General features: G+C 69.3%; 19 protein-coding genes. 9 read left to right on the forward strand and 10 right to left on the reverse strand.

The window, feature by feature from the left end; all coding sequences use genetic code 11:
- Nucleotides 1-30 precede the first annotated feature (30 nt).
- Nucleotides 31-642, reverse strand: coding sequence for an SIMPL domain-containing protein (locus AB0B82_RS18280; RefSeq protein WP_360169236.1), 612 nt, complete (start codon nt 640-642; stop codon nt 31-33).
- A 78-nt stretch (nt 643-720) separates the two neighbouring features.
- Between AB0B82_RS18280 and AB0B82_RS18285 the strand changes: the two genes are divergently transcribed.
- Nucleotides 721-1,662, forward strand: a complete 942-nt coding sequence (locus AB0B82_RS18285; RefSeq protein ID WP_360169239.1) for a DUF6454 family protein — start codon at nt 721-723, stop codon at nt 1,660-1,662.
- Nucleotides 1,663-2,025: 363 nt separating this feature from the next.
- Here AB0B82_RS18285 and AB0B82_RS18290 read toward each other — a convergent pair whose 3' ends face one another.
- The gene (locus AB0B82_RS18290; protein ID WP_360169242.1) at nt 2,026-3,180 is read right to left on the reverse strand and encodes an MFS transporter; all 1,155 of its coding nucleotides are present in this window, start codon (nt 3,178-3,180) and stop codon (nt 2,026-2,028) included.
- 50 nt (nt 3,181-3,230) lie between these two features.
- On the opposite strand from AB0B82_RS18290, the gene AB0B82_RS18295 reads away from it, so the two are divergent.
- Entirely contained in the window at nt 3,231-3,668 is a 438-nt protein-coding gene (locus tag AB0B82_RS18295; RefSeq protein ID WP_360169245.1) for a helix-turn-helix domain-containing protein, read from the forward strand.
- Nucleotides 3,669-3,670: 2 nt separating this feature from the next.
- Here the strand turns inward: AB0B82_RS18295 and AB0B82_RS18300 are convergent, their stop codons facing one another.
- Complete coding sequence (locus AB0B82_RS18300) at nt 3,671-4,552, reverse strand: LysR family transcriptional regulator (protein ID WP_360169248.1); 882 nt, start codon at nt 4,550-4,552, stop codon at nt 3,671-3,673.
- 87 nt (nt 4,553-4,639) lie between these two features.
- On the opposite strand from AB0B82_RS18300, the gene AB0B82_RS18305 reads away from it, so the two are divergent.
- A complete protein-coding gene (locus tag AB0B82_RS18305; protein WP_360169251.1) occupies nt 4,640-5,818 on the forward strand; it encodes an MFS transporter in 1,179 nt (392 codons plus the stop codon).
- Here AB0B82_RS18305 and AB0B82_RS18310 read toward each other — a convergent pair.
- Genes AB0B82_RS18310 through AB0B82_RS18320 form a run of 3 tightly spaced genes read right to left on the reverse strand, consistent with a single transcriptional unit; the run spans nt 5,789 to nt 8,335 of the window.
- A complete protein-coding gene (locus AB0B82_RS18310; protein WP_360169254.1) occupies nt 5,789-6,748 on the reverse strand; it encodes a R2-like ligand-binding oxidase in 960 nt (319 codons plus the stop codon). The two genes, AB0B82_RS18305 and AB0B82_RS18310, sit on opposite strands and share 30 nt — an antisense overlap.
- Complete coding sequence (locus AB0B82_RS18315; RefSeq protein ID WP_360169257.1) at nt 6,745-7,338, reverse strand: TetR family transcriptional regulator; 594 nt, start codon at nt 7,336-7,338, stop codon at nt 6,745-6,747. The genes AB0B82_RS18310 and AB0B82_RS18315 overlap by 4 nt, the downstream gene beginning before the upstream one ends.
- A 55-nt stretch (nt 7,339-7,393) precedes the next feature.
- Nucleotides 7,394-8,335, reverse strand: a complete 942-nt coding sequence (locus AB0B82_RS18320) for a TauD/TfdA family dioxygenase (protein ID WP_360169260.1) — start codon at nt 8,333-8,335, stop codon at nt 7,394-7,396.
- 112 nt (nt 8,336-8,447) lie between these two features.
- Between AB0B82_RS18320 and larE the strand changes: the two genes are divergently transcribed.
- Complete coding sequence (gene larE / locus AB0B82_RS18325; RefSeq protein ID WP_360169263.1) at nt 8,448-9,923, forward strand: ATP-dependent sacrificial sulfur transferase LarE; 1,476 nt, start codon at nt 8,448-8,450, stop codon at nt 9,921-9,923.
- Nucleotides 9,924-10,062: 139 nt separating this feature from the next.
- Nucleotides 10,063-10,446, forward strand: coding sequence for a cold-shock protein (locus AB0B82_RS18330; protein ID WP_360169266.1), 384 nt, complete (start codon nt 10,063-10,065; stop codon nt 10,444-10,446).
- Between the two features lie 335 nt (nt 10,447-10,781).
- Here the strand turns inward: AB0B82_RS18330 and AB0B82_RS18335 are convergent, their stop codons facing one another.
- On the reverse strand, nt 10,782-11,516 hold the full coding sequence (locus AB0B82_RS18335; protein ID WP_360169269.1) for a TetR/AcrR family transcriptional regulator: 735 nt from the start codon (nt 11,514-11,516) through the stop codon (nt 10,782-10,784).
- A 99-nt stretch (nt 11,517-11,615) separates the two neighbouring features.
- Here AB0B82_RS18335 and AB0B82_RS18340 point away from each other — a divergent pair, with 99 nt between their 5' ends.
- Nucleotides 11,616-13,169 carry an MFS transporter gene (locus AB0B82_RS18340; RefSeq protein WP_360169272.1) on the forward strand — a complete coding sequence of 518 codons (1,554 nt, stop codon included), beginning with the start codon at nt 11,616-11,618 and terminating at the stop codon, nt 13,167-13,169.
- Between the two features lie 134 nt (nt 13,170-13,303).
- Here the strand turns inward: AB0B82_RS18340 and AB0B82_RS18345 are convergent, their stop codons facing one another.
- Complete coding sequence (locus tag AB0B82_RS18345; RefSeq protein ID WP_360169275.1) at nt 13,304-15,265, reverse strand: MFS transporter; 1,962 nt, start codon at nt 15,263-15,265, stop codon at nt 13,304-13,306.
- 118 nt (nt 15,266-15,383) lie between these two features.
- Between AB0B82_RS18345 and AB0B82_RS18350 the strand changes: the two genes are divergently transcribed.
- A complete protein-coding gene (locus AB0B82_RS18350; protein ID WP_360169278.1) occupies nt 15,384-16,166 on the forward strand; it encodes a DUF3027 domain-containing protein in 783 nt (260 codons plus the stop codon).
- A gap of 23 nt (nt 16,167-16,189) precedes the next feature.
- Complete coding sequence (locus tag AB0B82_RS18355; protein ID WP_360169281.1) at nt 16,190-16,543, forward strand: VOC family protein; 354 nt, start codon at nt 16,190-16,192, stop codon at nt 16,541-16,543.
- Between the two features lie 27 nt (nt 16,544-16,570).
- On the opposite strand, the gene AB0B82_RS18360 is transcribed toward AB0B82_RS18355, so the two are convergent.
- Nucleotides 16,571-16,900, reverse strand: coding sequence for a DUF2530 domain-containing protein (locus AB0B82_RS18360; protein ID WP_360169284.1), 330 nt, complete (start codon nt 16,898-16,900; stop codon nt 16,571-16,573).
- 82 nt (nt 16,901-16,982) lie between these two features.
- On the opposite strand from AB0B82_RS18360, the gene AB0B82_RS18365 reads away from it, so the two are divergent.
- A complete protein-coding gene (locus tag AB0B82_RS18365) occupies nt 16,983-18,455 on the forward strand; it encodes an NCS2 family permease (RefSeq protein ID WP_360169287.1) in 1,473 nt (490 codons plus the stop codon).
- Here the strand turns inward: AB0B82_RS18365 and AB0B82_RS18370 are convergent.
- A complete protein-coding gene (locus AB0B82_RS18370; RefSeq protein ID WP_360169290.1) occupies nt 18,416-19,516 on the reverse strand; it encodes a hypothetical protein in 1,101 nt (366 codons plus the stop codon). The two genes, AB0B82_RS18365 and AB0B82_RS18370, sit on opposite strands and share 40 nt — an antisense overlap.
- Nucleotides 19,517-19,519 lie beyond the last annotated feature (3 nt).

Raw genomic sequence — 19,519 nt, forward strand, 5'->3', positions numbered from 1 at the left:
GCAACCCCTGTGCTCGTTTTGAGACGCGCGTTACGCCCAGGCGAAGTGCACTTGCAGAGTGACCTCGACGGTGTGATCGCCCGGTACAACGTTGACAGCGGCGTCGAACGCCGCCTTGGACTGCAGGGTCTCCCGGATCGGGAACTGGCTCTGACTCTCGGAGATCGCGGCCACCGGCCCCAGCGTGAAGCCCGCCAGCTCGGCCAGGTGCTGGGCCTTCTCCCTGGCCTGCCGGAACGCCAGCTCGCGCGCCTGCTTCAGCAACTCGGTCTTGTCCTCGATGTCGAACTGCAGCCCGTGCAGCGTGAGGCTGTTGCCGACAGCATCGACAGCCGCGTTGAGCAGAGCTCCGAACCCGGTCAGGTCCTTCGTCTCCACCTGCACCGTGTGCGAGGCGCGGTACGCCGGATCCGTCCCCGGCTCGCGGTACTCCTGGAACACGTTGACCGCGTTGGTCCCCAGCTGACTGTCTTGTACGCCCTGAGCCCGCAGTGCGGCCAGCACCGCCTCGGTCCGCTCCCCGACGGTCCGCACTGCCGCGGCAACGTCCGGCGCCACCTGCTCCACCCCGAACGACACCCGCAACACGTCCGGCGTACTGCTGACCTGACCCGACCCGACAACGCTGACCCCTGTGTCCATAACGGCCAGTCTGGCATCACCTGCGCGTCATCTGGGCATCTCACACTGCAGCATCGACTTCGAGCTGAGGAGACCCCGATGCGCAGACGGCTGCTGACGATCGCCACACTGATCGGTGTGTCGCTCACCGGTTTGACCAGCGCCCAGGCCGGCGGGCGAGATTCCGACGTCACCCGGGGCTTCCAGGCCACGGACCGCGGTACGGCGTGGACGCTGGTGCAGCGCGTGCCGCTGAAGTTTCCGACGTACCACCCGCAAGGCATCGCGCTGGTCGGGGACCTGATCTTCCTGAGCAGCGTCGAGGTGCTCGAGGCGCCGGTGAAGTATCCGGATCCGGTCGACGGGTACGACCGGACGCCCGGGAAGGGGATCGGGCACCTGTTCATCCTCGACCGGCAGGGGAACCTGAAACAGGACATCCGGCTCGGTGAAGGTACGGCGTACCACCCGGGCGGCGTGGACTTCGACGGCAAGGACGTGTGGATTCCGGTCGCGGAGTACCGCCCGAACTCGCGGGCGATCGTCTACACGGTCGACCCGAAGACCTACCGCGTCACCGAGCGGTTCCGGGTGCGGGACCACGTCGGCGGCGTGGTACGCGACCGCACGACCGGGCAGGTCCACGGGGTGAGCTGGGGCTCCCGCACGCTCTACCACTGGACTCCGACCGGCAAGCAGCTCGGCAAGGCCGCCAACGAGTCACACCTGCTCGACTACCAGGACTGCAACTACGCCGACCGCGGCAAGCAACTGTGCGGCGGCGTCACCAGCCTCGCCGGCCCGGGCGGCACGTCGTACGACCTCGGCGGCCTGGCCCTCTTGGACCTGCGCACGAACCGCATCCTGCACGAGATCCCGTTCCCGTACTTCTCACCCACCACCAACCACAGCGCCACCCGCAACCCCGTAGCCCTCGAAACCACCGCCACCACGCTCCGCCTCTACACCGCCCCCGACGACGGCGAAACCCCCGGCGGCACCGAACTCCAGATCTACGAAACCCCCCTCAAACAGGGCTGACCCCGCGCCGCATCCAAGAGCCGCCCGGCCCAGCGTCGTACTACTGTCTCGGCCCACCGGACCGGCTGCTTTCAGCTCTGCCACCGCCTCGGCATGGTTGTCGGACTTCTTCGTCCGTCCCGCGAGAGCCAGGCAGATCGCGTCCTTGGAGTTGATGCCTGAAGTGGCAGCGTTGGATGCGGCCGCGTTGTACAGCTCGAGATCGTTGGTGAGTTCGGCGGCTTCGAGGAACTCTCGGGCCTTGGACAGGTGGGCTCGGGCTTCGTCGAGGGCGGTCATCAAGAGGCCCTCTGCGTGAGGGTTTGGCGCGGGGTGCTGCCGGTGATGGGGACGGCGTCGTGACGTAGCTCGGTGATCAGACGCTCACCTCGTCGGATGACGAGATGCGCGCGAAGTCTGTCGAGCTGCTCGGACTGACATGAGCAGCGCGCCGGCGGCGCCGGTCCCGCCGAGCAGGCAGACCGCCGTCCAGCCGGCCCACTCGTAGAGCGAGGTCGACACGATCGCGCCCAGCCCGCTGCCCGCCGAGTAGAAGATCATGTAGCCGCCGATCAGCCGGCTGCCCGCGTCCGGCCGGTAGATCATGCTCTGGTTGGTGACGTGCATCGCTTGGGTCGAGAGGTCCAGCAGGATCGCCCCGATCGCCAACGCCAGCAGGGTTTTCGGTGTCCACGCGATCACCAGCCAACTGGTTGCCAACAGCACCGATGCGAGCAGTGTGATCTTCGTACCGAGACCGCGGTCGACGAGCTGCCCGGTCGGGCCGGCCGCCAGCGCGCCGGTCGCGCCGATCAACCCGAACAGACCGATCGCGGTGTGCGACAGCCCGCGCTCGGTGAGCGGCAGCGCCATCGAGCTCCACAAGGTACTGAACGACGCGAAGATGAAGAACGCCCGCAACGCAGCGATCCGGAACACCGGCTCCCGCCACAGTCCGGCCGTGCTTTGCAGCAGTTCGCCGTACCGCAGGCCGCCCGACGGCTGCGGCGCCGACCGGGGCAGTACGAGCGTGAACGCGAGGCAGAGCGCGCACAGAACCAGGTAGACGGATCGCCAGCCGGCCAGATCGGTGAGGGTCCCGGAGAAGGTTCGCGCCAGCAGGATGCCGGTGATGATGCCGCTGGTGATGGCACCGACCGTCCGCCCGCGCTCCGCCGGATCACTCAGCGCAGCGCCGTACGCGACCAGGGACTGCGTGACGACGGCCAACCCGCCGACCGCGACGAGGCCGAGGAACAGTACGGCGGCACTCCGGGCCAGTCCGGTCGCGAGCAGTGCGACCGCGAGCAGCACGAACTGCCCCTGGATGAGCCGGCGCCGGTCGAGCAGATCACCCAACGGGACCAGGAAGAACAGGCCGAGCGCGTACCCGAGCTGGGTGACGGTGACGAACAGCCCGACCCGCGCCGGGGCGATGCCGAGGTCCGCGCCGATCGTGACCAGTAGAGGTTGGGCGGCGTACACGGTCGAGACGGCGACACCCGCGGCGACGGCCAGGACCAGTCTGTTTGGTTGCATTTTGCTACCGTAAACGGATTTGGTAGCATGTTGCAACCAGGAGGTGCGGGATGGTCAAACGGACCAGGTTCGACGAGGAGAGCTGCCCGGTCGCGCGGTCGGTGGACGCGGTCGGCGACTGGTGGTCGCTGCTGATCGTCCGGGACGCGTTCGACGGCAGTCGCCGGTTCGGCGAGTTCCAGCGCGGGCTCGGGGTCGCGAAGAACATCCTCAGCACGCGGCTCCGCGCGCTGGTCGACGCCGGAATCCTCGAGCAGGTGCCGGTCGGCGCGCGCCACGAGTACGTGTTGACGCCGAAGGGCGAGGCGCTGTTCCCGGTGATCGTGGCGCTGCGGCAGTGGGGCGAGGCCTATGCGTTCGACCCCGGCGAATCGCGGTCAGAACTACTGGATCGCCGTGATCAGCAGCCACTGCGGCCGCTCGAGATTCGCGCGGCTGACGGCCGCCTGGTGACCGCGGCCGACACGGAGGTCCGTAAACCTGCCTGAGGTCAGCGCTGCTCGAGATGCTTGGCGAAGGCGCGGATGGACGGCGTCTCCTCACCGCGCCGCCACACCAAGGCGAAGGCGGAGTCCGGGTAGCCGGTCAGCGGGATGCTGACGATGTCGGGTCGGTGGTTGCGCGAAGCGGTCGCGCGGCAGACCAGCATGCCGCCCTGGTCGGCGGCGATCAGGGACAGTCCCTCGGAGAAGGTGTGGACCTCCGGGCCGCGGCGGATCAGCGCGCCACGCGGTGTCTGGGTCGGTGCCTGCGCCTGCCGCCAGTACCCCGGAGCCGGCGGCGCGATCGAGATCAAGGTCTGGCCGGCCAGGTCCTCGGCGTCGATCGACGACCGCCCGGCCAGCGCGTGCCGCGAGGAAACGGTGAACGTCTGCGGCTCCTGCGAGAACACCGGACCGACGATCAGATCGTCCTCCGCGATCGGCAGCAGAACGATCGCCGCGTCGATCTCGCGGCGGCGCAGCGTGCCGAACGGATCGTTGAGCGGGAGTTCACAAACGCCGATCACGCAGTTCGGGTTGCGAGCCTGGAAGGCGGACACGGCGTCGAGGATCTGGTCGCTCGCCGACCCCTGGAACCCGACCCGCAGCTTGCCCTTGGCGTTGCCCGCGTAGTCGCGCGCCTCGTCGATCGCCCGCTCCAGCGCGGTGTACGCCGGCCGCAACGACGTGAGGAACTCCTTCCCCAGCGGAGTCAAGGTGACGCGGCGGCTGGTCCGCTCGAACAACGGCCCGCCGATCCGTCGCTCCAGCGCGCGCAGCAGTTGGCTGACCCGGCTCTGCGAGACGTACAGGCGCTCCGCCGTACGGCCGAAGTGCAGCTCGTCGGCCAGCACGAGGAAGGCTTCCAGTTCGCGGATCTCGACAGCCATGACGCCAGCCTGATCGATTAATCCAGCTAATACAACCAGCAGCGGACCGCCGTTGTTCGGGCCCGCGCGCGAGGGTCGACTATGAGCATGACCACGACCTGCGTCGACCAGCCGACCACCCCCACCGTCAGCGCCGGGACCCGCGCCTGGGCGGCGTCCGTCGCGATGGCCGTCACGGTCTTCATCGTCGTCACCGCCGAAATGCTCCCCGTCGGTTTGCTCACCCCGCTCGGCGCCACCCTGCGCGTCAGCGAAGGCACAGCCGGCCTCAGCCTGACCGTTACCGGCCTGGTCTCCGCCTTCGCGGCGCCGGTCCTGCCGCCGCTGCTTGGGTCACTCAACCGCCGGGCCGTCCTGGTCGGCCTGATGTTGCTCCTGGGCCTGTCCGCCTTCGTCGCCGCGACAGCTCCGGTCTTCGCCGTCTATCTCGCGGCCCGCGTTCTGATGGGTGTCTCGATCGGCGGAGTCTGGATGCTCACCATCGGCCTCGCGCCACGCATTGTCCCGGTGCATGCGGCCCGATCGGCAACCTCCCTGATCTTCGCGGGCATCGGAGTCGCCTCCGTGCTGGGCATCCCGGCCGGTGCGTACGTCGGTGAACTCCTCGGCTGGCGCTGGGCGTTCGCCGGCACCGGCCTGCTGGCCATCGCCGCAACCGTTGCCCTGAGCATCCTCTTGCCGAGTCTCGAACCGGAGCGTCCGGTGCGGTTGTCCGACGTACGGGAAGTCCTGCGGATCAAGCAGGTTCGGGCCGGTCTGGTGCTCGTCGTCCTGATCGTGACCGGACACTTCGCGGCCTACACCTACGTCCGCCCGTTGCTCGAACCGCACACCGGTACGGCGTTGATCGGCACGCTCCTGCTGGCGTACGGCGTCGCGGGTGTCATCGGCAACTTCGTCACCGGGGCGCTCCGCCCGTGGCCTGCCCTGGCGGTCATCGCCGGCGGCATCGCAGTCACGTCGTTGGTCATGCCCATCGTTGGCGCCACTGTTGCCGGATCCCTTGTCCTGCTGGTGATCTGGGGCTTCGCGTACGGCGGGACGAGTGTCAGCACGCAGGCGTGGGGACATGCCGCGGCGCCCAGTGCCCCCGAATCGACCTCCGCCGTACTGGTGGGGGTGTACAACGGATCGATCGCACTGGGCGCCTTCACCGGCGGCCAGGTCGTCGACCGGCTCGGGACGACCGCGGTCACCTGGCTCCCCGCGGTCCTCGCGACCGCGGCGTTCGGGGTGCTACTGGCGAACCGCCGCCAGCGCGGCTGAGTCCTCGTCGCCGAAGGTGTCCTCGAGGTGCTCGGGGGAGTAGTCGAGGTCGATCCCGGCCACGTCGGCGCCGACCGCGGACTCGATCGCCCCGAGGCGCCGCGTCGCGCGGTCACCGGCGTACGACATCAGCGCGGTCGGGTCGATCTCCGGCGGCAGTTCGGGGGAGTTGTCCATCGCCCACTGGATCTGGGTCAGCGCATGCGGCAGCAGTTCCTCCATCGTGTCGGTGACAACCTTCCAGTTCGACTCGTCCGCGGCGACGTGCCGGCGGCAGGTGAACGTGCCCCACGCCATGTGCCGCCGCTCGTCGTCACCGATCCGCCGGATCAGCTCCTGCATCCCGGGCAGTACGCCGCGCGACGTGCACAGCAGGTTCCACGCGTGGTACCCGGTCAGGGCGAGCGTCCCCTCGACGACGTGGTTGTACGTCACCGACGCGCGCACCTGGTTCGCCGGTGACGGGTCGTCGGCCAAGGATTTCAGCGCGACCGGCAACGCCTCGTAGAAGATCGCGCGGTACCCGGGGTTGTGCTCGACGTAGCGATGCAGGTCCTCGGTGACGCCGATCGCGTCCAGCCAAAGCCGGAAGACCGCGGTGTGCTTGGCCTCCTCGAAACAGAACTGGGTCAGGTACAGCTCGTCGCCGAACCGGTCCTCGGCGGCCATCGCCTGCAGGAACGGCTGCAAATCCTCGGTCACCGCCTCCTCGCCGGCGATGAACTGCGAGCACAGCATCAACGCGTTGTCCTTGTCGTTGTCGCTCAGCTGCTGCCAGTCCTCGGCGTCCTGACCGAAGTCGATGTCCCGCGGGTTCCAGAACTTGCGGTTGCCCTTGTCGAACAGCCGCAGCGGCAGCGCATCCCAGTTGAAACCGCCGGACCGCAGCGAGTTGAAACCCTGCCGGTGCAGGGGATTCGTGATGGTCATGCGTGCCGCCTCCTGGACTCGACGAGAAAGGGAGCGAGGACGCGAGCCAGCTGCGCCGCCACCTGCGCCGGGGGAGGGCCCGGCGTGACGATGTGGCTGATGACGACGCGCAGCGCGACGTCGACACAGCTGGTCGCGTCCTCCGCGGGAACCTCCGGCCAGTGCTCCCTGACATGGGCATCCAGCCGGAGGTGGGCAAGCTCCAGCACCTGCTGCCCCCGTGTGGTCAGCAGTTGACTGGCCTGGTCCGATCCCGGCTGACTCAGCGCCGCCTTCACCAGCGGGTTCTCCCCGGCCAGTGTGAGCGCCCGCTCGACCGCGGCCCGGAGGCCGTCGATCGGGTCGGAGTGCTCGGCGAGCGCCGCGTTCACGTCCAGCAGGAACCGTTCGGTCTCGCGCGCCGCGAGTGCCTCGACCACGCCCCATTTGTCCCCGAACTCGTTGTAGACGGTCTGTCGGGAGACCCCGGTCCGTTGTGCGACCGCGGCCATCCGCAGACCGTCGTATCCGCCGGCGACGACGGCCTCGTGAGCGGCGTCGAGCAGCTCGTCACGAAGGCGTCGCTTGGTCCGGTCGGCGAACGAGTCCATGCCGACGAGGGTTTACAAAAAGCTCGCTGGTGTCAAGTGTTCGGACAGAGTGGGCTCAATTGTCAAGTGCGGAGAAGTGTGCGGCGTCGCCGGTGCGCGGCGTACTGCGGACGCCGTTGACGCTGACCGGAACGTCGCCGGCGAGCGTGATCCGGTGCAGGCGCCGCGGCTGGTCGTCGTAGTCGGCGACGCCGTAGTGCTGCGTCGCGCGGTTGTCCCAGATCGCCAGGTCGCCCGGCTGCCAGTGCCAGCGCACGGTGTTGTCGAGGTTGGTGATCCGGTTCTGCAGCAGTTGGTACAGCGCGGTCGTCTCGGCGCTGCTCAGTCCGACGAACCGCCGGACGAAGTGGCCGAGGACGAGCGACCGCTCGCCGGTCTCCGGATGTACGCGGACCACCGGGTGCTCGGTCTCGAACCGCTTGGACTCGAACTGCTTGTGGTGCTCCTCGAACTTCACGTCGACACCGCCGATCCGGCCCTCGTCCGCGTGCCCGGCGTAGTCGTACACGTTGCTGTGCACCGCCCACAGCTGGTCCACGAGCGCCTGCAGCGGCAGCGGCAGCTTCGCGTACGCCGACACCGTGTTGGCCCACGTGGTGTTACCGCCGTACGGCGGAAGCGTGACCGCGCGAAGCAGGCTGATCGCGGGAATCCGGTCCACGAACGTGACGTCGGTGTGCCAGCTGTTCGCCTTGCTGTAGTCGGAATCGATCGGCAGTACGTTGGCCGCACCCTCGAGGCTCTTCGAGGTCGGATGCGCGAGTGTCGGCGTCCCGAGCAGCTTCGCGAACGCGAGCTGTCCGGCGTCGTCCAGGTGGCGCTGCTCGCGGAAGAAGATCACCTTGTGGTCGAGCAGCGCCTGCCGGATCGCGGCGACGGTCTCCGGTGCCAGGTCGCCGCCGAGCGCGACGTTGCCGATCACGGCGCCGAGCGCGCCGCCGACCTTGGTGACGGTGATCTCGGCGGCTTGCTGCTGTTCGGTGAGTTGCGCGGTCATCATGACTCCCCACGGTCGGTTAACCTCCATAATCCGATCGATTTACTGGACATAACGCTCGTTTCGAGATGCGAGACCGGCGCTGTCGGTGCGAGCACGTAGGGTTGGGGACGTGTCAACCGCCGCGCTCCAGCCCACTCCTGATACCGCCGACGTTCCGGAGTTGGTGGTCGGATTCGACCTGGACATGACGCTGATCGATTCCCGGCCGGGTATCCAGGCCGTCTGGGACCTGCTGGCCGCCGAGACCGGCGTGCCGATCGACACCGACCTGGTGGTCAGCCGGCTCGGGCCGCCGCTGACCTGGGAGATGGCGAACTGGTTCCCCGCCGACCAGGTCGAGGCGATGGTCGCGCGCTACCGCGAGCACTACCCGTCGCACGCGATCAGCGGCAGCCTGCCGCTGCCCGGCGTCGCCGAGTCGCTGGCGGCGATCCGCGCGCTGCGCGGCCGCACGATGGTCGTCTCGGCGAAGTACACCCCGTCGGTCCGCCTGCACCTGGAGCACCTCGGGCTGGACGTCGACGAGACCGTCGGTGACCTGCACGGCGCCGAGAAGGGGACGGCGCTGCGCGCGCACGCGGCGACCATCTTCGTCGGCGACCACACCGCCGACATCGACGGCGCGCACGCGGCCGGTGCGCTCTCGGTGGCGGTCGCGACCGGTCCGTTCACCGCGGACGAGCTGCGGGCGTACGGCGCCGACGTCGTACTGAACGATCTGACCGAGTTCCCCGCCTGGCTCGACGCGTACGTGCTCGAGCAGCGGCTCGAGGCGCTGATGCGTCGGCTGTCGTCGTACGACAAGATGGTGGTCGCGTTCAGCGGCGGCGCCGATTCGGCGTTCCTGCTCGCGGCCGCCGCCCGCGCGATCGGCCCGGCGAACGTGGTCGCGGCGACCGCGGTGTCGCCGTCGCTGCCGGCCGCGGAGCTGGAGCCGGCCGCCCGGTTCGCGGACCAGATCGGTGTCCGGCACGTCACCCCGCACACGCACGAGATGGAGCGCGAGGGCTACCAGGCGAACTCCGGCGCCCGCTGCTACTTCTGCAAGGCCGAGCTGATCGAGACCCTGCAGCCGATCGCGGACGAGTTCGGCATCACCGCGATCGCGACCGGGACGAACGCCGACGACGCGATCGCCGGCTTCCGCCCGGGGATCCGCGCCGCCTTCGAGCGCGGGGCGCTGACCCCGCTCAAGGACGCCCGGCTGACCAAGGCGCAGATCCGGACCGCCTCGCGCAGCTGGCGCCTGGAGACCTCCGACAAGCCGGCCGCGGCCTGCCTGTCCAGCCGGATCGCGTACGGCATCCGCATCACTCCGCACCTGCTCGCCCGCGTCGACCGCGCGGAGCAGGCGGTCCGTTCGCGGCTCTCGTCGTACGACGTGCAGAACGTCCGCGTCCGCGATCTCGGCGACAGTGCCTCGATCGAGATCGACGCCGTACTGCTCGACCAGGTCGACCACGACGCGCTGGTGAATGCGGTCATGGCCGAAGGGTTCCCGACGGCCACGGTCGACCCGCGCGGGTTCCGTTCCGGCTCGATGAACGAGCGCCTCGCCGAGCCGGACAAATACCGGAACCTGTAGGGGGTGCGGGCGGGCTGCCGGATCAGGTAGTTTCCCGGAGGCGCCGCGGCGCCGGTTCACGTACGCTGGGTTTCCGATCGGGCTGCAAGCTCGGCCGGAAACCCATCGATTGACTCGATTGACGACTGAAGAGGTCCCCGTGCCCGTTGGCAAGGTGAAGTGGTATGACTCCGAAAAGGGGTTCGGATTCCTCAGCAAGGAGGAGGGCGGGGACGTCTACGTCCGCGCCGAGGCTCTGCCGTCGGGCGTGACCACGCTGAAGCCGGGTCAGAAGGTCGAGTTCGGCGTCGTCGAGGGCCGCAAGGGTGAGCAGGCGCTGCAGGTCCGCCTGATCGACCCGCCGCCGTCGGTCGCCAAGGCGCTGCGCCCGAAGCCCGAGGAGATGCAGGTCGTGATCGAGGACCTGATCAAACTCCTCGACCGGATCGGCGAGAACTACCGCCGCGGCCGCCACCCCGACAACAAGTCCGCCCGCCAGGTCGCCACCGTACTGCGCGGCGTAGCCGACAAACTCGACTACTGACCCGGCGCCCCGACATCCCGACCGCCCTCACCCCGGCGCTCGGGCAGCTCCGCTGTCTGCCGTACGGCACAACCCTCCACTTCAGTGGGCAACCCCTCAAGTGGAGGGTTGCCCACTGAAATTTTGGCTGGGCAACCCCCTACTTCGATGGGCATCCCTTGGAGTGGAGGGTTGCCCCATTCGACTGGGGGGTGCCCATTCAGGTGGGGGTTGCCCACTGAAATTTTGGCTGGACAACCCCCTACTTCGATGGGCATCCCCTTGACTGGAGGGTTGCCCATCGAAGTGGAGGGTTTGCCCGTTCGGGGGGCCCGCTGAAGTGGAGGGTTGTCGAGTCAGGGGGTTTGGCGGGTGATGCGGGCTTCGATGCCGTCGAGGACGGTGGTCAGGCCGAAGGTGAATTCTCCTGTGTCGAAGTCGCCGGCGTAGCCCTCGTCGGGAGGTTGCTGCAGGGTGGCGGCGATTCCGGGGAAGCGGTCCGCGGTCGCCAGGTACTTGAGTCGCTCGGTGTACAGCTGGTCGGCGGCGCGGACCGCGGCCGGGTCGGTCAGCATGTTCACGGACAGTTGCGCTGCCCCGCGGACGTAGATGTTCACCAGCAGCATCGCGGACAGCCGTTCCCCCGGCGTGAGCGGCGTACCGTCGAACGCGGCCAGGCCCGCCTCCATCCAGGCCAGCTGGTTCGGTGACAGCGGCGGCTCCTGCACCGGGATCTGCAGGATCCACGGGTGCCGCCGCAGCCCGTCGCGGAACGCCTCTGCCCAGGCGGTGATCTTCCCGCGCCAGTCGTCGGCGGGGTCGAGCGTGGGCGGTACGCCGAACGCGTGCTCGAGCATCACGACGTACAGGTCGTCCTTGGCGTCGACGTACCGGTAGAGCGACATCGTCGTGAAGCCGAGCTCGGCCGCGACCTTGCTCATCGAGACCGCGGGCAGTCCGCCCGTGTCGGCCAGCTTGATCGCGGCGCGCGCGATGTCGCTGATGTGGAACGCCGGCTTCGGCCCGGGGCGGCTGCGGCCCTCGATGCCCCACATCTGCTGCAAGACCCTCGGCAGCTCGCTCTCGTCCATGTCGCGCAGTCTATCTGTTTACAACATAGACAGTCTCGTCGTATGGTCTGTGTACGGCGCACACAGTGTGCGTCATACACAGATCATCGGAGGGGTGTCATGGAGTCGACCGAACGGGCGGGACGCAAGGAGTGGATCGCGCTCGGCGTGCTCGCACTGCCGCTGTTGCTGGTGTCGATGGACGTGTCGGTGCTCTACTTCGCCGTCCCGTTCATCTCCGCGGACCTCGGCGTCAGCGCGACCGAGCAGCTGTGGATCTTCGACATCTACGGGTTCGTGCTGGCCGGGCTGCTGATCACCATGGGTTCGCTCGGTGACCGGATCGGCCGGCGCCGGTTGCTGCTGTTCGGCGCGATCGGATTCGGGCTGGCGTCGGTCGCGGCGGCGTACGCGCAGAGCCCGGAGCAGCTGATCGCGGCCCGTGCGGTGCTCGGGATCGGCGGTGCGACTCTGATGCCGTCGACCCTGGCGCTGATCCGCAACATGTTCCACGACGCGCAGCAGCGCTCGAAGGCGATCGCGTTCTGGAGCGCGGTGATGATGGGCGGGATCACCCTCGGGCCGGTGCTCGGCGGGTTCCTGCTCGAGCACTTCTGGTGGGGCTCGGTGTTCCTGATCAACACCCCGGCGATGCTGCTGCTGGTCGCGCTGGCGCCGGTGCTGCTGCCCGAGTTCAAGGCGGCGCAGCGCGGGCGGTTCGACCTGCTCGGGTCGGTGCTGTCACTGGCCGCCGTACTGCCGCTGATCTGGGGGATCAAGGAGCTCGCGGCGCACGGGCTGTCGATGCTGCCGGTGGCGGCGATCGTGGCCGGACTGGTGTTCGGCGTGCTGTTCATCCAGCGGCAGCGGACCGCGGCGCACCCGATGCTCGACCTGTCGATGTTCCGCAACCGTGCGTTCAGCGGGTCGCTGGCGGCGAACACCATCGGCACCCTGGCGCTGGTCGGCAACGCGGTGTTCCTGACCCAGTACCTGCAGTTGGTGCACGGCCTGAGCCCCTTCCGCGCCGCGCTGTGGTCGCTGGCGCCGTCCGTACTCGTCGGTGGCGCTGCGCCGCTCGCCACCTCGCTGGCCCGAAAGCTGGATCGCGCGTACGTGATCGGTGGCGCGTTCGTGCTGGCAGCGTCGGGGTACGGCGTGCTGACCCAGATCCAGGTGGACTCGTCGCTGGTGGTGCCGCTGGCCGGGGCCGGTCTGCTGGCGGCCGGCCTGGTGATGGTGATGACTCTGGTGACCGAGGCGGTCGTCGGTTCGGTCGCGCCGGAGCGGGCGGGTTCGGCGTCCGCGGTGATGGAGACCTGCGCGGAGTTCGGCGGGGCGCTCGGGATCGCGATCCTGGGCTCGATCGGTACTGCGGTGTACCGCGCCGACGTGCCGTCCGATCTGCCGGCCGATGTCGCGGCGCCCGTCCGTGAGGGGCTGCCCGCGGCGACTGCTGCGGCCGCTCAGCTGCCTGCACACATCGCCGACTCCGTGCTGGCGACCGCGCGGCACGCCTTCACTCACAGCATGAGCGTGGTCGCCCTGGTCGGCGCAGTCCTCCTGCTCACCACCGCGATAGCGGCCACCCTCACCCTCCGCGGCACCAGCCACGCACCGGCACCGGCCGCAGAGCCGGTCGCCGAGGAGGCAGACCTAGTCCCCACCCCGTAAGAACCGAGGCGCCGCCCCACGCTCCCTCAGTCCACGGCGGAGGCAGCGCTCCACCCACACCTCTGGGGCCCGCGGAGGCGGCGCCCCCGGCACACCCCTTGACCCGTTGCGGGTTTGAGGGGTGCGCTGCTGAGTCAGCGCGGTGGGTGGCGGGGGGTGTTGCGGTGGCGGTGGTGGGGATCTGGTCGCTGGTGGTCTTCGGTGGGCTCCTCGGACCAGGCCGGAGGCTCCTCGCCGGAATGTTCGCCGGAATGTTCGGCGGTGTGTTCGTCGTCGTCCGGCTGGCCGCTCCACCAGCGACCGACGGGCTGCTGGGGCGGGGGTTGGCGATCGGTGCGCCACTCCACGGTTGGTTCGTCCTGCGAGGTCGAGCGGCGCTCGCGGTTGGCGCGTTGCTCGGCGACGCTGAGGATCGTGCGCGTCGTGCGCTCCGAGTGCTCGTCACTGCGGTCGTCACTGCGGTCGTCACGGTGGTCATCGCTGTGGTCGGCACGGTGGTCGGCACGGTGGTCGGCAAGGTGGTCGGCGAGATGGTCATCGGCGTGCGGCGCAGGCTTGTGGGGCCTCGATCCCGATGACGGACCGTGCGGACGTGGCCCACCCAGACCGCCTGGCTGCAGCGGCCCCGGCGCGGTCCGGGAACTCGGGCGCATCCGCAGTACGAGGACCACGACGATCAGCAGCACCCCCGCCAGGAATCCGAACCCGAGCCGCGGGATCAGCGGCAGCACGATCCCGCAGCCGCCGCCGAGCACCCACGCCAACTGCAGCACCGTCTCCGACCGCGCGAACACCGACGTCCGCACGGACTCCGGCACGTCCCGCTGGATCATCGCATCCAGCGACAGCTTGCCGAGCGAGCTGCACAACCCGGCCACCAGACCGAGCACGATCAGGATCGGCAACCCGTACAGCACCGCGACCGCCACCGCGACGGTCGCATCGGCGAGCAGTACGACGAGCACGACCGCCTCGGGTTTACGGGCCTTGAGCAACGAACCGAGCAGCGTACCGAGGCTGTTGCCGAGACCGGCCGCCGCGATCACCGCACCGGCCGCGACCGCGCCCTTCACCCCACTGACCGGCTGATCGCGGAGCAGGAACGCCAAGTACATGGTGAGGAACCCGGACACGAACCGCAGTCCCAGGTTGCACCGGATCCCGCGTGCCACCGCGGTGGTGATCGCGCGCCGGCGCGCGTCGCGTCCCGCCGTACCGGTGAGCTCTTCGTCGGCGGGGGAGTCGACCGCGGCCGGCAGCCGGATCGCGAGAATCAGGCCGACGATGTAGACCAGTGCCGCCCAGCGCAGCGACCACTCCGGCCCGATCGCGGCGAACGCACCGGCGATCCCGGCGCCGACGGTCGCGCCCGCGACACCGGCGAGCGAGATCCGTGAGTTCGCGGTGACGAGCGTGATCTGCGGTGGCAGCAGCCGCGGTACGGCGCTCGCGCGCGTCACGCCGTACGCCTTGGAAGCGACCAGGCAGCCGAGCGCCGCCGGATACAGCCAGGCAGAGCCGTTGCCGGCGATCGACGACGCCAGGCTCCAGACCAGGAACGCCCGGGCGCCGAGCGTCACGCCGATCGCCCAGCGGCGGCCGTGCCGGAACCGGTCCAGGAGCGGACCGATGAGCGGCGCCATCAACGCGAACGGCGCCATCGTCAGCAGCAGGAACAGCGCGACCCGGTCGCGCGCCTCACCGCTCGGCACGGTGAAGAACACCGTGCCGGCCAGCGAAACCGCGAACGCCGTGTCACCCGCCGCGTTCACGGCGCCGAGCTCGATCAGCCGTGACAGGCCCGACTCGCCGGCGCCCTGCGCGCTGGTCAGCCCGCGGATCCGGCGGCCGGTCGCCCGGCCGACCTTCCCGCTGACGGCCGCGGCCTTCTTCGAGGCCGAGGCGACACCTTCGGCGCCGACCTTCGAGGCGTGCCCGACCTTCTTGCCCGCCGTACCCATCCGGGCGCGCGCGCCACTGAGCCGCTGACCGGCGGTCTTCGCGCCAGGGTCCGGCTTCGCGCCCGCGCCGGACTTCGGCCGCGCGCCGGACTTCGGCTGCGTGCCGGGCTCCGGCTTCGGGTCGGGAGACTGCATGCAACCATCCTGCCTTGTACCGGGGACAGAGGGCAGGCACGGCGCGGATCAGGGCGCGGATCGGAAGGGTCCGACGGCGGTTCGGGTTCCGGTGCCGGGCGTGCGAGAATGGGCGATTGTGACCCCCGTCAGAACGCCCGAACCGGTCCGTGCCAAGCCCGACGCCGTCTGCGTCGCGGCGGTCGAACCGGCGCGCGAGGCCGCGATCGCCGAAGCCGGCGCCGCGCAGGTCGGGGAGCACCTCGGTCATCTGGTCGAGGGCGAGCGCCTCGTCACGCACTACTTCGCCTCCACCCACCCCGGGTACCGCGGGTGGCGCTGGGCGGTCACGGTCACCCGCGCGGCCCGCGCCAAGCACGTGACGGTCAACGAGGTCGTGATGCTGCCGGGCGACGACGCGGTGGTCGCGCCGGAGTGGGTGCCGTGGTCCGAGCGCGTCCAGCCCGGCGACCTTCGCCCGGGCGACCTGTTCCCGACGCTGCCCGAGGATCCGCGCCTGGAGCCGGGGTTCACCGACACCGACGGTGCGCCGGAGGAGGTGCTCGCCGTGGTCGAGGAGCTCGGGCTCGGCCGTGAGCGCGTGCTCTCGCCGTACGGGCGGGACGACGCCGCCGAGCGCTGGTACGCCGGGGACTTCGGGCCGGCGTCCGCGATCGCACAGGCCGTTCCGTACAAGTGTTTCTCGTGCGGCTACTGGATCCGCCTGGCCGACAGCCTCGGCCGCGCGTTCGGCGTCTGCGCGAACGAGATGGCGCCCGGCGACGCGCACGTGGTCGCCTTCGACTACGGCTGCGGCGCCCACTCCGACGCCACGATCGACCTGCCGGAGGCGCCGACTCCGGAGCACGCCTTCGACACCACGGGCTACGACACCCTCGAACTGGCCGAATCCGAGGACTGATCCGCTGCCCTAGACTCGCCCGCGTGAGTCTCGAATGGGAGCAGGTTGTCGTCCACTCGCTCGACCCGGTGGCCCTCGGCCAGTGGTGGGTCGAAGCCTTGGGCTGGGTGGTCGTCTACACCTCCGACGACGAGTACGAGATCCGGCCGGCGCCGGACCGCGGGCCGAGCATCGACTTCGTCCGGATCAACGAGACCAAGTTGGCCAAGAGCCGGCTGCACCTCGACTTCCGCCCGGACGACCAGGCGGCCGAGGTGGCGCGGCTGGTCGAGCACGGTGCGCAGCGCGTCGACATCGGCCAGGGTGACCAGCCGTGGACCGTGCTCGCCGATCCGGAAGGCAACGAGTTCTGCATCCTCGCCGCCCGCACCGAGTAGTACCGAGCCTGCGTGACCAGCGGTCGATCAGTCCGCTGACTCACCGCGCTTCTCGGCGGCCTGGATCGCGTTCCAGCGGCGCTTGCAGTACCAGAGGCCGATCAGGCCGAGGCCGAACCCGGCCACCGGGACCCACAGCCACCAGTCGAGGCCGTCGGCGTCGAGCCGGCCGCGGAAGAACAGCAGGACGACGAACGCGACCGCCCACACCACGATGCCGGTGATCACGCTCGGGATGCCGGACAGGTCGAGCGGCTTGACCTCGGCGTGCACCAGCTCGCCCCGGGCCAGCTGACTGGTCGGGTCGGTGCGCTTCTTGTCCGTGCGCTGCTTGGCCGGCCCCTGCTCCTGCGTCACGCCACCTACCTTAGCCGCGTCCACCGACACGGTTTCCCGATAGGGCTCGCAACTGCCCGGTAGGACCTGGCACGATGCGGTCATGAGCTCGCCCCAGGCCGACACGGCCCGCTCCGGTTTCGGTCCCCTCGACGCGTTCTTCAAGATCAGCCATCGCGGTTCGACGTTCGGTCGCGAGATCCGTGGCGGGCTGGTCACGTTCTTCACGATGGCCTACATCGTCGTGCTGAACCCGCTCATCATCGGCTCGGTCAAGGACGGCAGCGGCCAGTTCGTCGGCGGCGGCACCGATCAGGCCGCGGCGATCGCCAAGATCGCGGTGGCGACCGCCTTGGTCGCCGGTGTGGTGACGATCCTGATGGGCCTGGTCGCGAACTTCCCGCTGGCCCTGGCCACCGGCCTGGGCCTGAACGCGTTCATCGCGTTCTCGGTCGCCACCAAGATGACCTGGGCCGACGCGATGGGCCTGGTGGTCCTCGAGGGCCTGATCATCCTGGTCCTGGTCCTCACCGGCTTCCGCAGAGCCGTGTTCGAGGCCGTACCACTGCAGTTGAAGGTCGCGATCAGCGTCGGCATCGGCCTGTTCATCGCGTTCATCGGCGTGGTCGACGCAGGCTTCGTACGGCGTCCGGCGGCGCCCAGCGGACCGCCCGTCGAGCTCGGTATCGCGGGCAATCTGCGTGGCTGGCCGGTGCTGGTGTTCGTGGTCGGCCTGCTGCTGATCGTCACGCTGTACGCCCGCAAGGTGAAGGGCGCGATCCTGATCGGCATTCTCGTCTCGACCGTGCTGGCGATCGTGATCGAGGCCGTCGAGAAGATCGGCCCGCGCACCGAGGACAACCCGGGCGGCTGGGGCCTGAGTGTGCCGAAGCTCCCCGAGAAGTGGTTCACCACACCGAACCTGGACACGATCGGCGAGTTCAACCTGTTCGGCTCGTTCGAGAAGATCGGCGTGGTGTCGGCGCTGCTGCTGATCTTCACGCTGATGCTGGCCGACTTCTTCGACACGATGGGCACGATGACCGCGATCGGCGCCGAAGCGGGGCTGAACGACGAGAACGGCATCCCGCCGAACTCGCAGCGGATCCTGATCGTCGACAGTGTCGCCGCGGCCGCCGGCGGCGCCGCATCGGTTTCGAGCAACACGTCGTACATCGAATCCGCCTCGGGTGTCGGTGAGGGCGCGCGGACCGGGCTGGCGAGTGTGGTGACCGGGATCTGCTTCTTGATCTCGATGGTGGTCGCGCCGCTGGTCACGCTGATCCCGTACGAGGCCGCGACGCCGGCGCTGATCCTGGTCGGCTTCCTGATGATGACCCAGGTCAAGGGCATCGACTTCGACGACATCGAGGTCGCGTTCCCGGCGTTCCTGACGATCGTGCTGATGCCGTTCACGTACTCGATCTCGGCCGGTATCGGCGCCGGCTTCGTGTCGTACGTGGTCCTCAAGGCGGTCCGCGGCAAGGCCCGTCAGGTGCACCCGCTGATGTGGGTGGTCTCGGCGCTGTTCGTGATCTACTTCGCGATCGGCCCGTTGACCGACTGGCTGACCTGACGCAGTTCGAGGTAGGCGGCGCGCGCGGTGAACACCGCGCGCAGCTCGTCACCGACCCGGTCGAGGAACTCGGTGCGGTACGTCGCATCCGTCAGCAACGCGATCGAGTAGTACAGCCCGGTGAAGTTCGCGATCCCGACGGCGACCTTCACCATCGAGGCGCTGAGCAGCAGCGGATGGCCGATCAACATCACCTGGTACGACCAGGCGCCCGGTGAGACGGCCCACTGCTCGTAGATCTCCGCGCTGATCGCGAGCATGCCGAAGGCAACGAAGAACAGACCGACGCCGGCGCTGACCACCAGCACCTGCAGCCATTGCCGGATCACCAGGCTGATGCTCACGTTGACCCGCTGGATCCGGCGCAGCGGCGGACCGGACCCCACCTCCTGCTCGATCTCGTCCACCTCGCGCGGCAGCCGGATCAGCAGGAACAGCGTGCTGAGCACGGTGAACGCGATCATCGAGAACACGATGAACTCGACCGGCATCCCGGCGAACACCTGCCACATCTCGGTGTTGACGAACAGCACGAGCGAGAACACCAGCAGCAGCGGCAGCGCGCGCACCAGGCTGGCCACGGACGCCGCCAGCTCACTCGCGAGCCGGCGGATCCCCCACAGTGTGGTCCCGATCAGGCCGTAGCCGACCACGACGTACACGGCGCCGATCAGCAGCAGGTTGCCGGCCGCGACGCCGAAGAACTGCTTGAACTGACCCTCGGTGACGACCGGGAGCAGTGCGGGCAGCAGCACGAACACCGCCAGTTCCGGGATCCCGAAGCGGGTCGGCAACGACCGGAACGGCCGGCCGCGGAACCCGTTCAGCAGGCCGAACCCGACGATCAGCACGACCAGTCCGCCGATCGCGGCGAGCAGGTTCTGCCACCAGTGCCAGTCCAGGGAGGTGGCGCCGAGCATCTCGGCCAGGAACACCAGCACGAGCAGCGGCGCCGCCCGCGTGAAGATGTCGTGCGTCGGCGAGAAGTCCTCGATGAACAGCGGCAGTCCCGCCTGCCGGAACCGCTGCTCGTACCGTTCCAGCTCGGCCGTCGTCCCCATGAC

The organism is Kribbella sp. NPDC048915 (assembly GCF_040649595.1).
Taxonomy (GTDB): Bacteria; Actinomycetota; Actinomycetes; order Propionibacteriales; family Kribbellaceae; genus Kribbella.

What these genes read in the sequence shown, in the direction of transcription:
- AB0B82_RS18280 (WP_360169236.1), bottom strand. Translation starts at nt 642, where the DNA reads ATGGACACAGGGGTCAGCGTTGTCGGGTCGGGTCAGGTCAGCAGTACG.
- AB0B82_RS18310 (WP_360169254.1), bottom strand. Translation starts at nt 6,748, where the DNA reads ATGACCATCACGAATCCCCTGCACCGGCAGGGTTTCAACTCGCTGCGG.
- AB0B82_RS18370 (WP_360169290.1), bottom strand. Translation starts at nt 19,516, where the DNA reads ATGGGGACGACGGCCGAGCTGGAACGGTACGAGCAGCGGTTCCGGCAG.
- AB0B82_RS18300 (WP_360169248.1), bottom strand. Translation starts at nt 4,552, where the DNA reads ATGGCTGTCGAGATCCGCGAACTGGAAGCCTTCCTCGTGCTGGCCGAC.
- AB0B82_RS18315 (WP_360169257.1), bottom strand. Translation starts at nt 7,338, where the DNA reads ATGGACTCGTTCGCCGACCGGACCAAGCGACGCCTTCGTGACGAGCTG.
- AB0B82_RS18305 (WP_360169251.1), top strand. Translation starts at nt 4,640, where the DNA reads ATGACCACGACCTGCGTCGACCAGCCGACCACCCCCACCGTCAGCGCC.
- AB0B82_RS18365 (WP_360169287.1), top strand. Translation starts at nt 16,983, where the DNA reads ATGAGCTCGCCCCAGGCCGACACGGCCCGCTCCGGTTTCGGTCCCCTC.
- AB0B82_RS18340 (WP_360169272.1), top strand. Translation starts at nt 11,616, where the DNA reads ATGGAGTCGACCGAACGGGCGGGACGCAAGGAGTGGATCGCGCTCGGC.
- AB0B82_RS18295 (WP_360169245.1), top strand. Translation starts at nt 3,231, where the DNA reads ATGGTCAAACGGACCAGGTTCGACGAGGAGAGCTGCCCGGTCGCGCGG.
- AB0B82_RS18335 (WP_360169269.1), bottom strand. Translation starts at nt 11,516, where the DNA reads ATGGACGAGAGCGAGCTGCCGAGGGTCTTGCAGCAGATGTGGGGCATC.
- AB0B82_RS18290 (WP_360169242.1), bottom strand. Translation starts at nt 3,180, where the DNA reads ATGCAACCAAACAGACTGGTCCTGGCCGTCGCCGCGGGTGTCGCCGTC.
- AB0B82_RS18285 (WP_360169239.1), top strand. Translation starts at nt 721, where the DNA reads ATGCGCAGACGGCTGCTGACGATCGCCACACTGATCGGTGTGTCGCTC.
- AB0B82_RS18320 (WP_360169260.1), bottom strand. Translation starts at nt 8,335, where the DNA reads ATGACCGCGCAACTCACCGAACAGCAGCAAGCCGCCGAGATCACCGTC.
- AB0B82_RS18345 (WP_360169275.1), bottom strand. Translation starts at nt 15,265, where the DNA reads ATGCAGTCTCCCGACCCGAAGCCGGAGCCCGGCACGCAGCCGAAGTCC.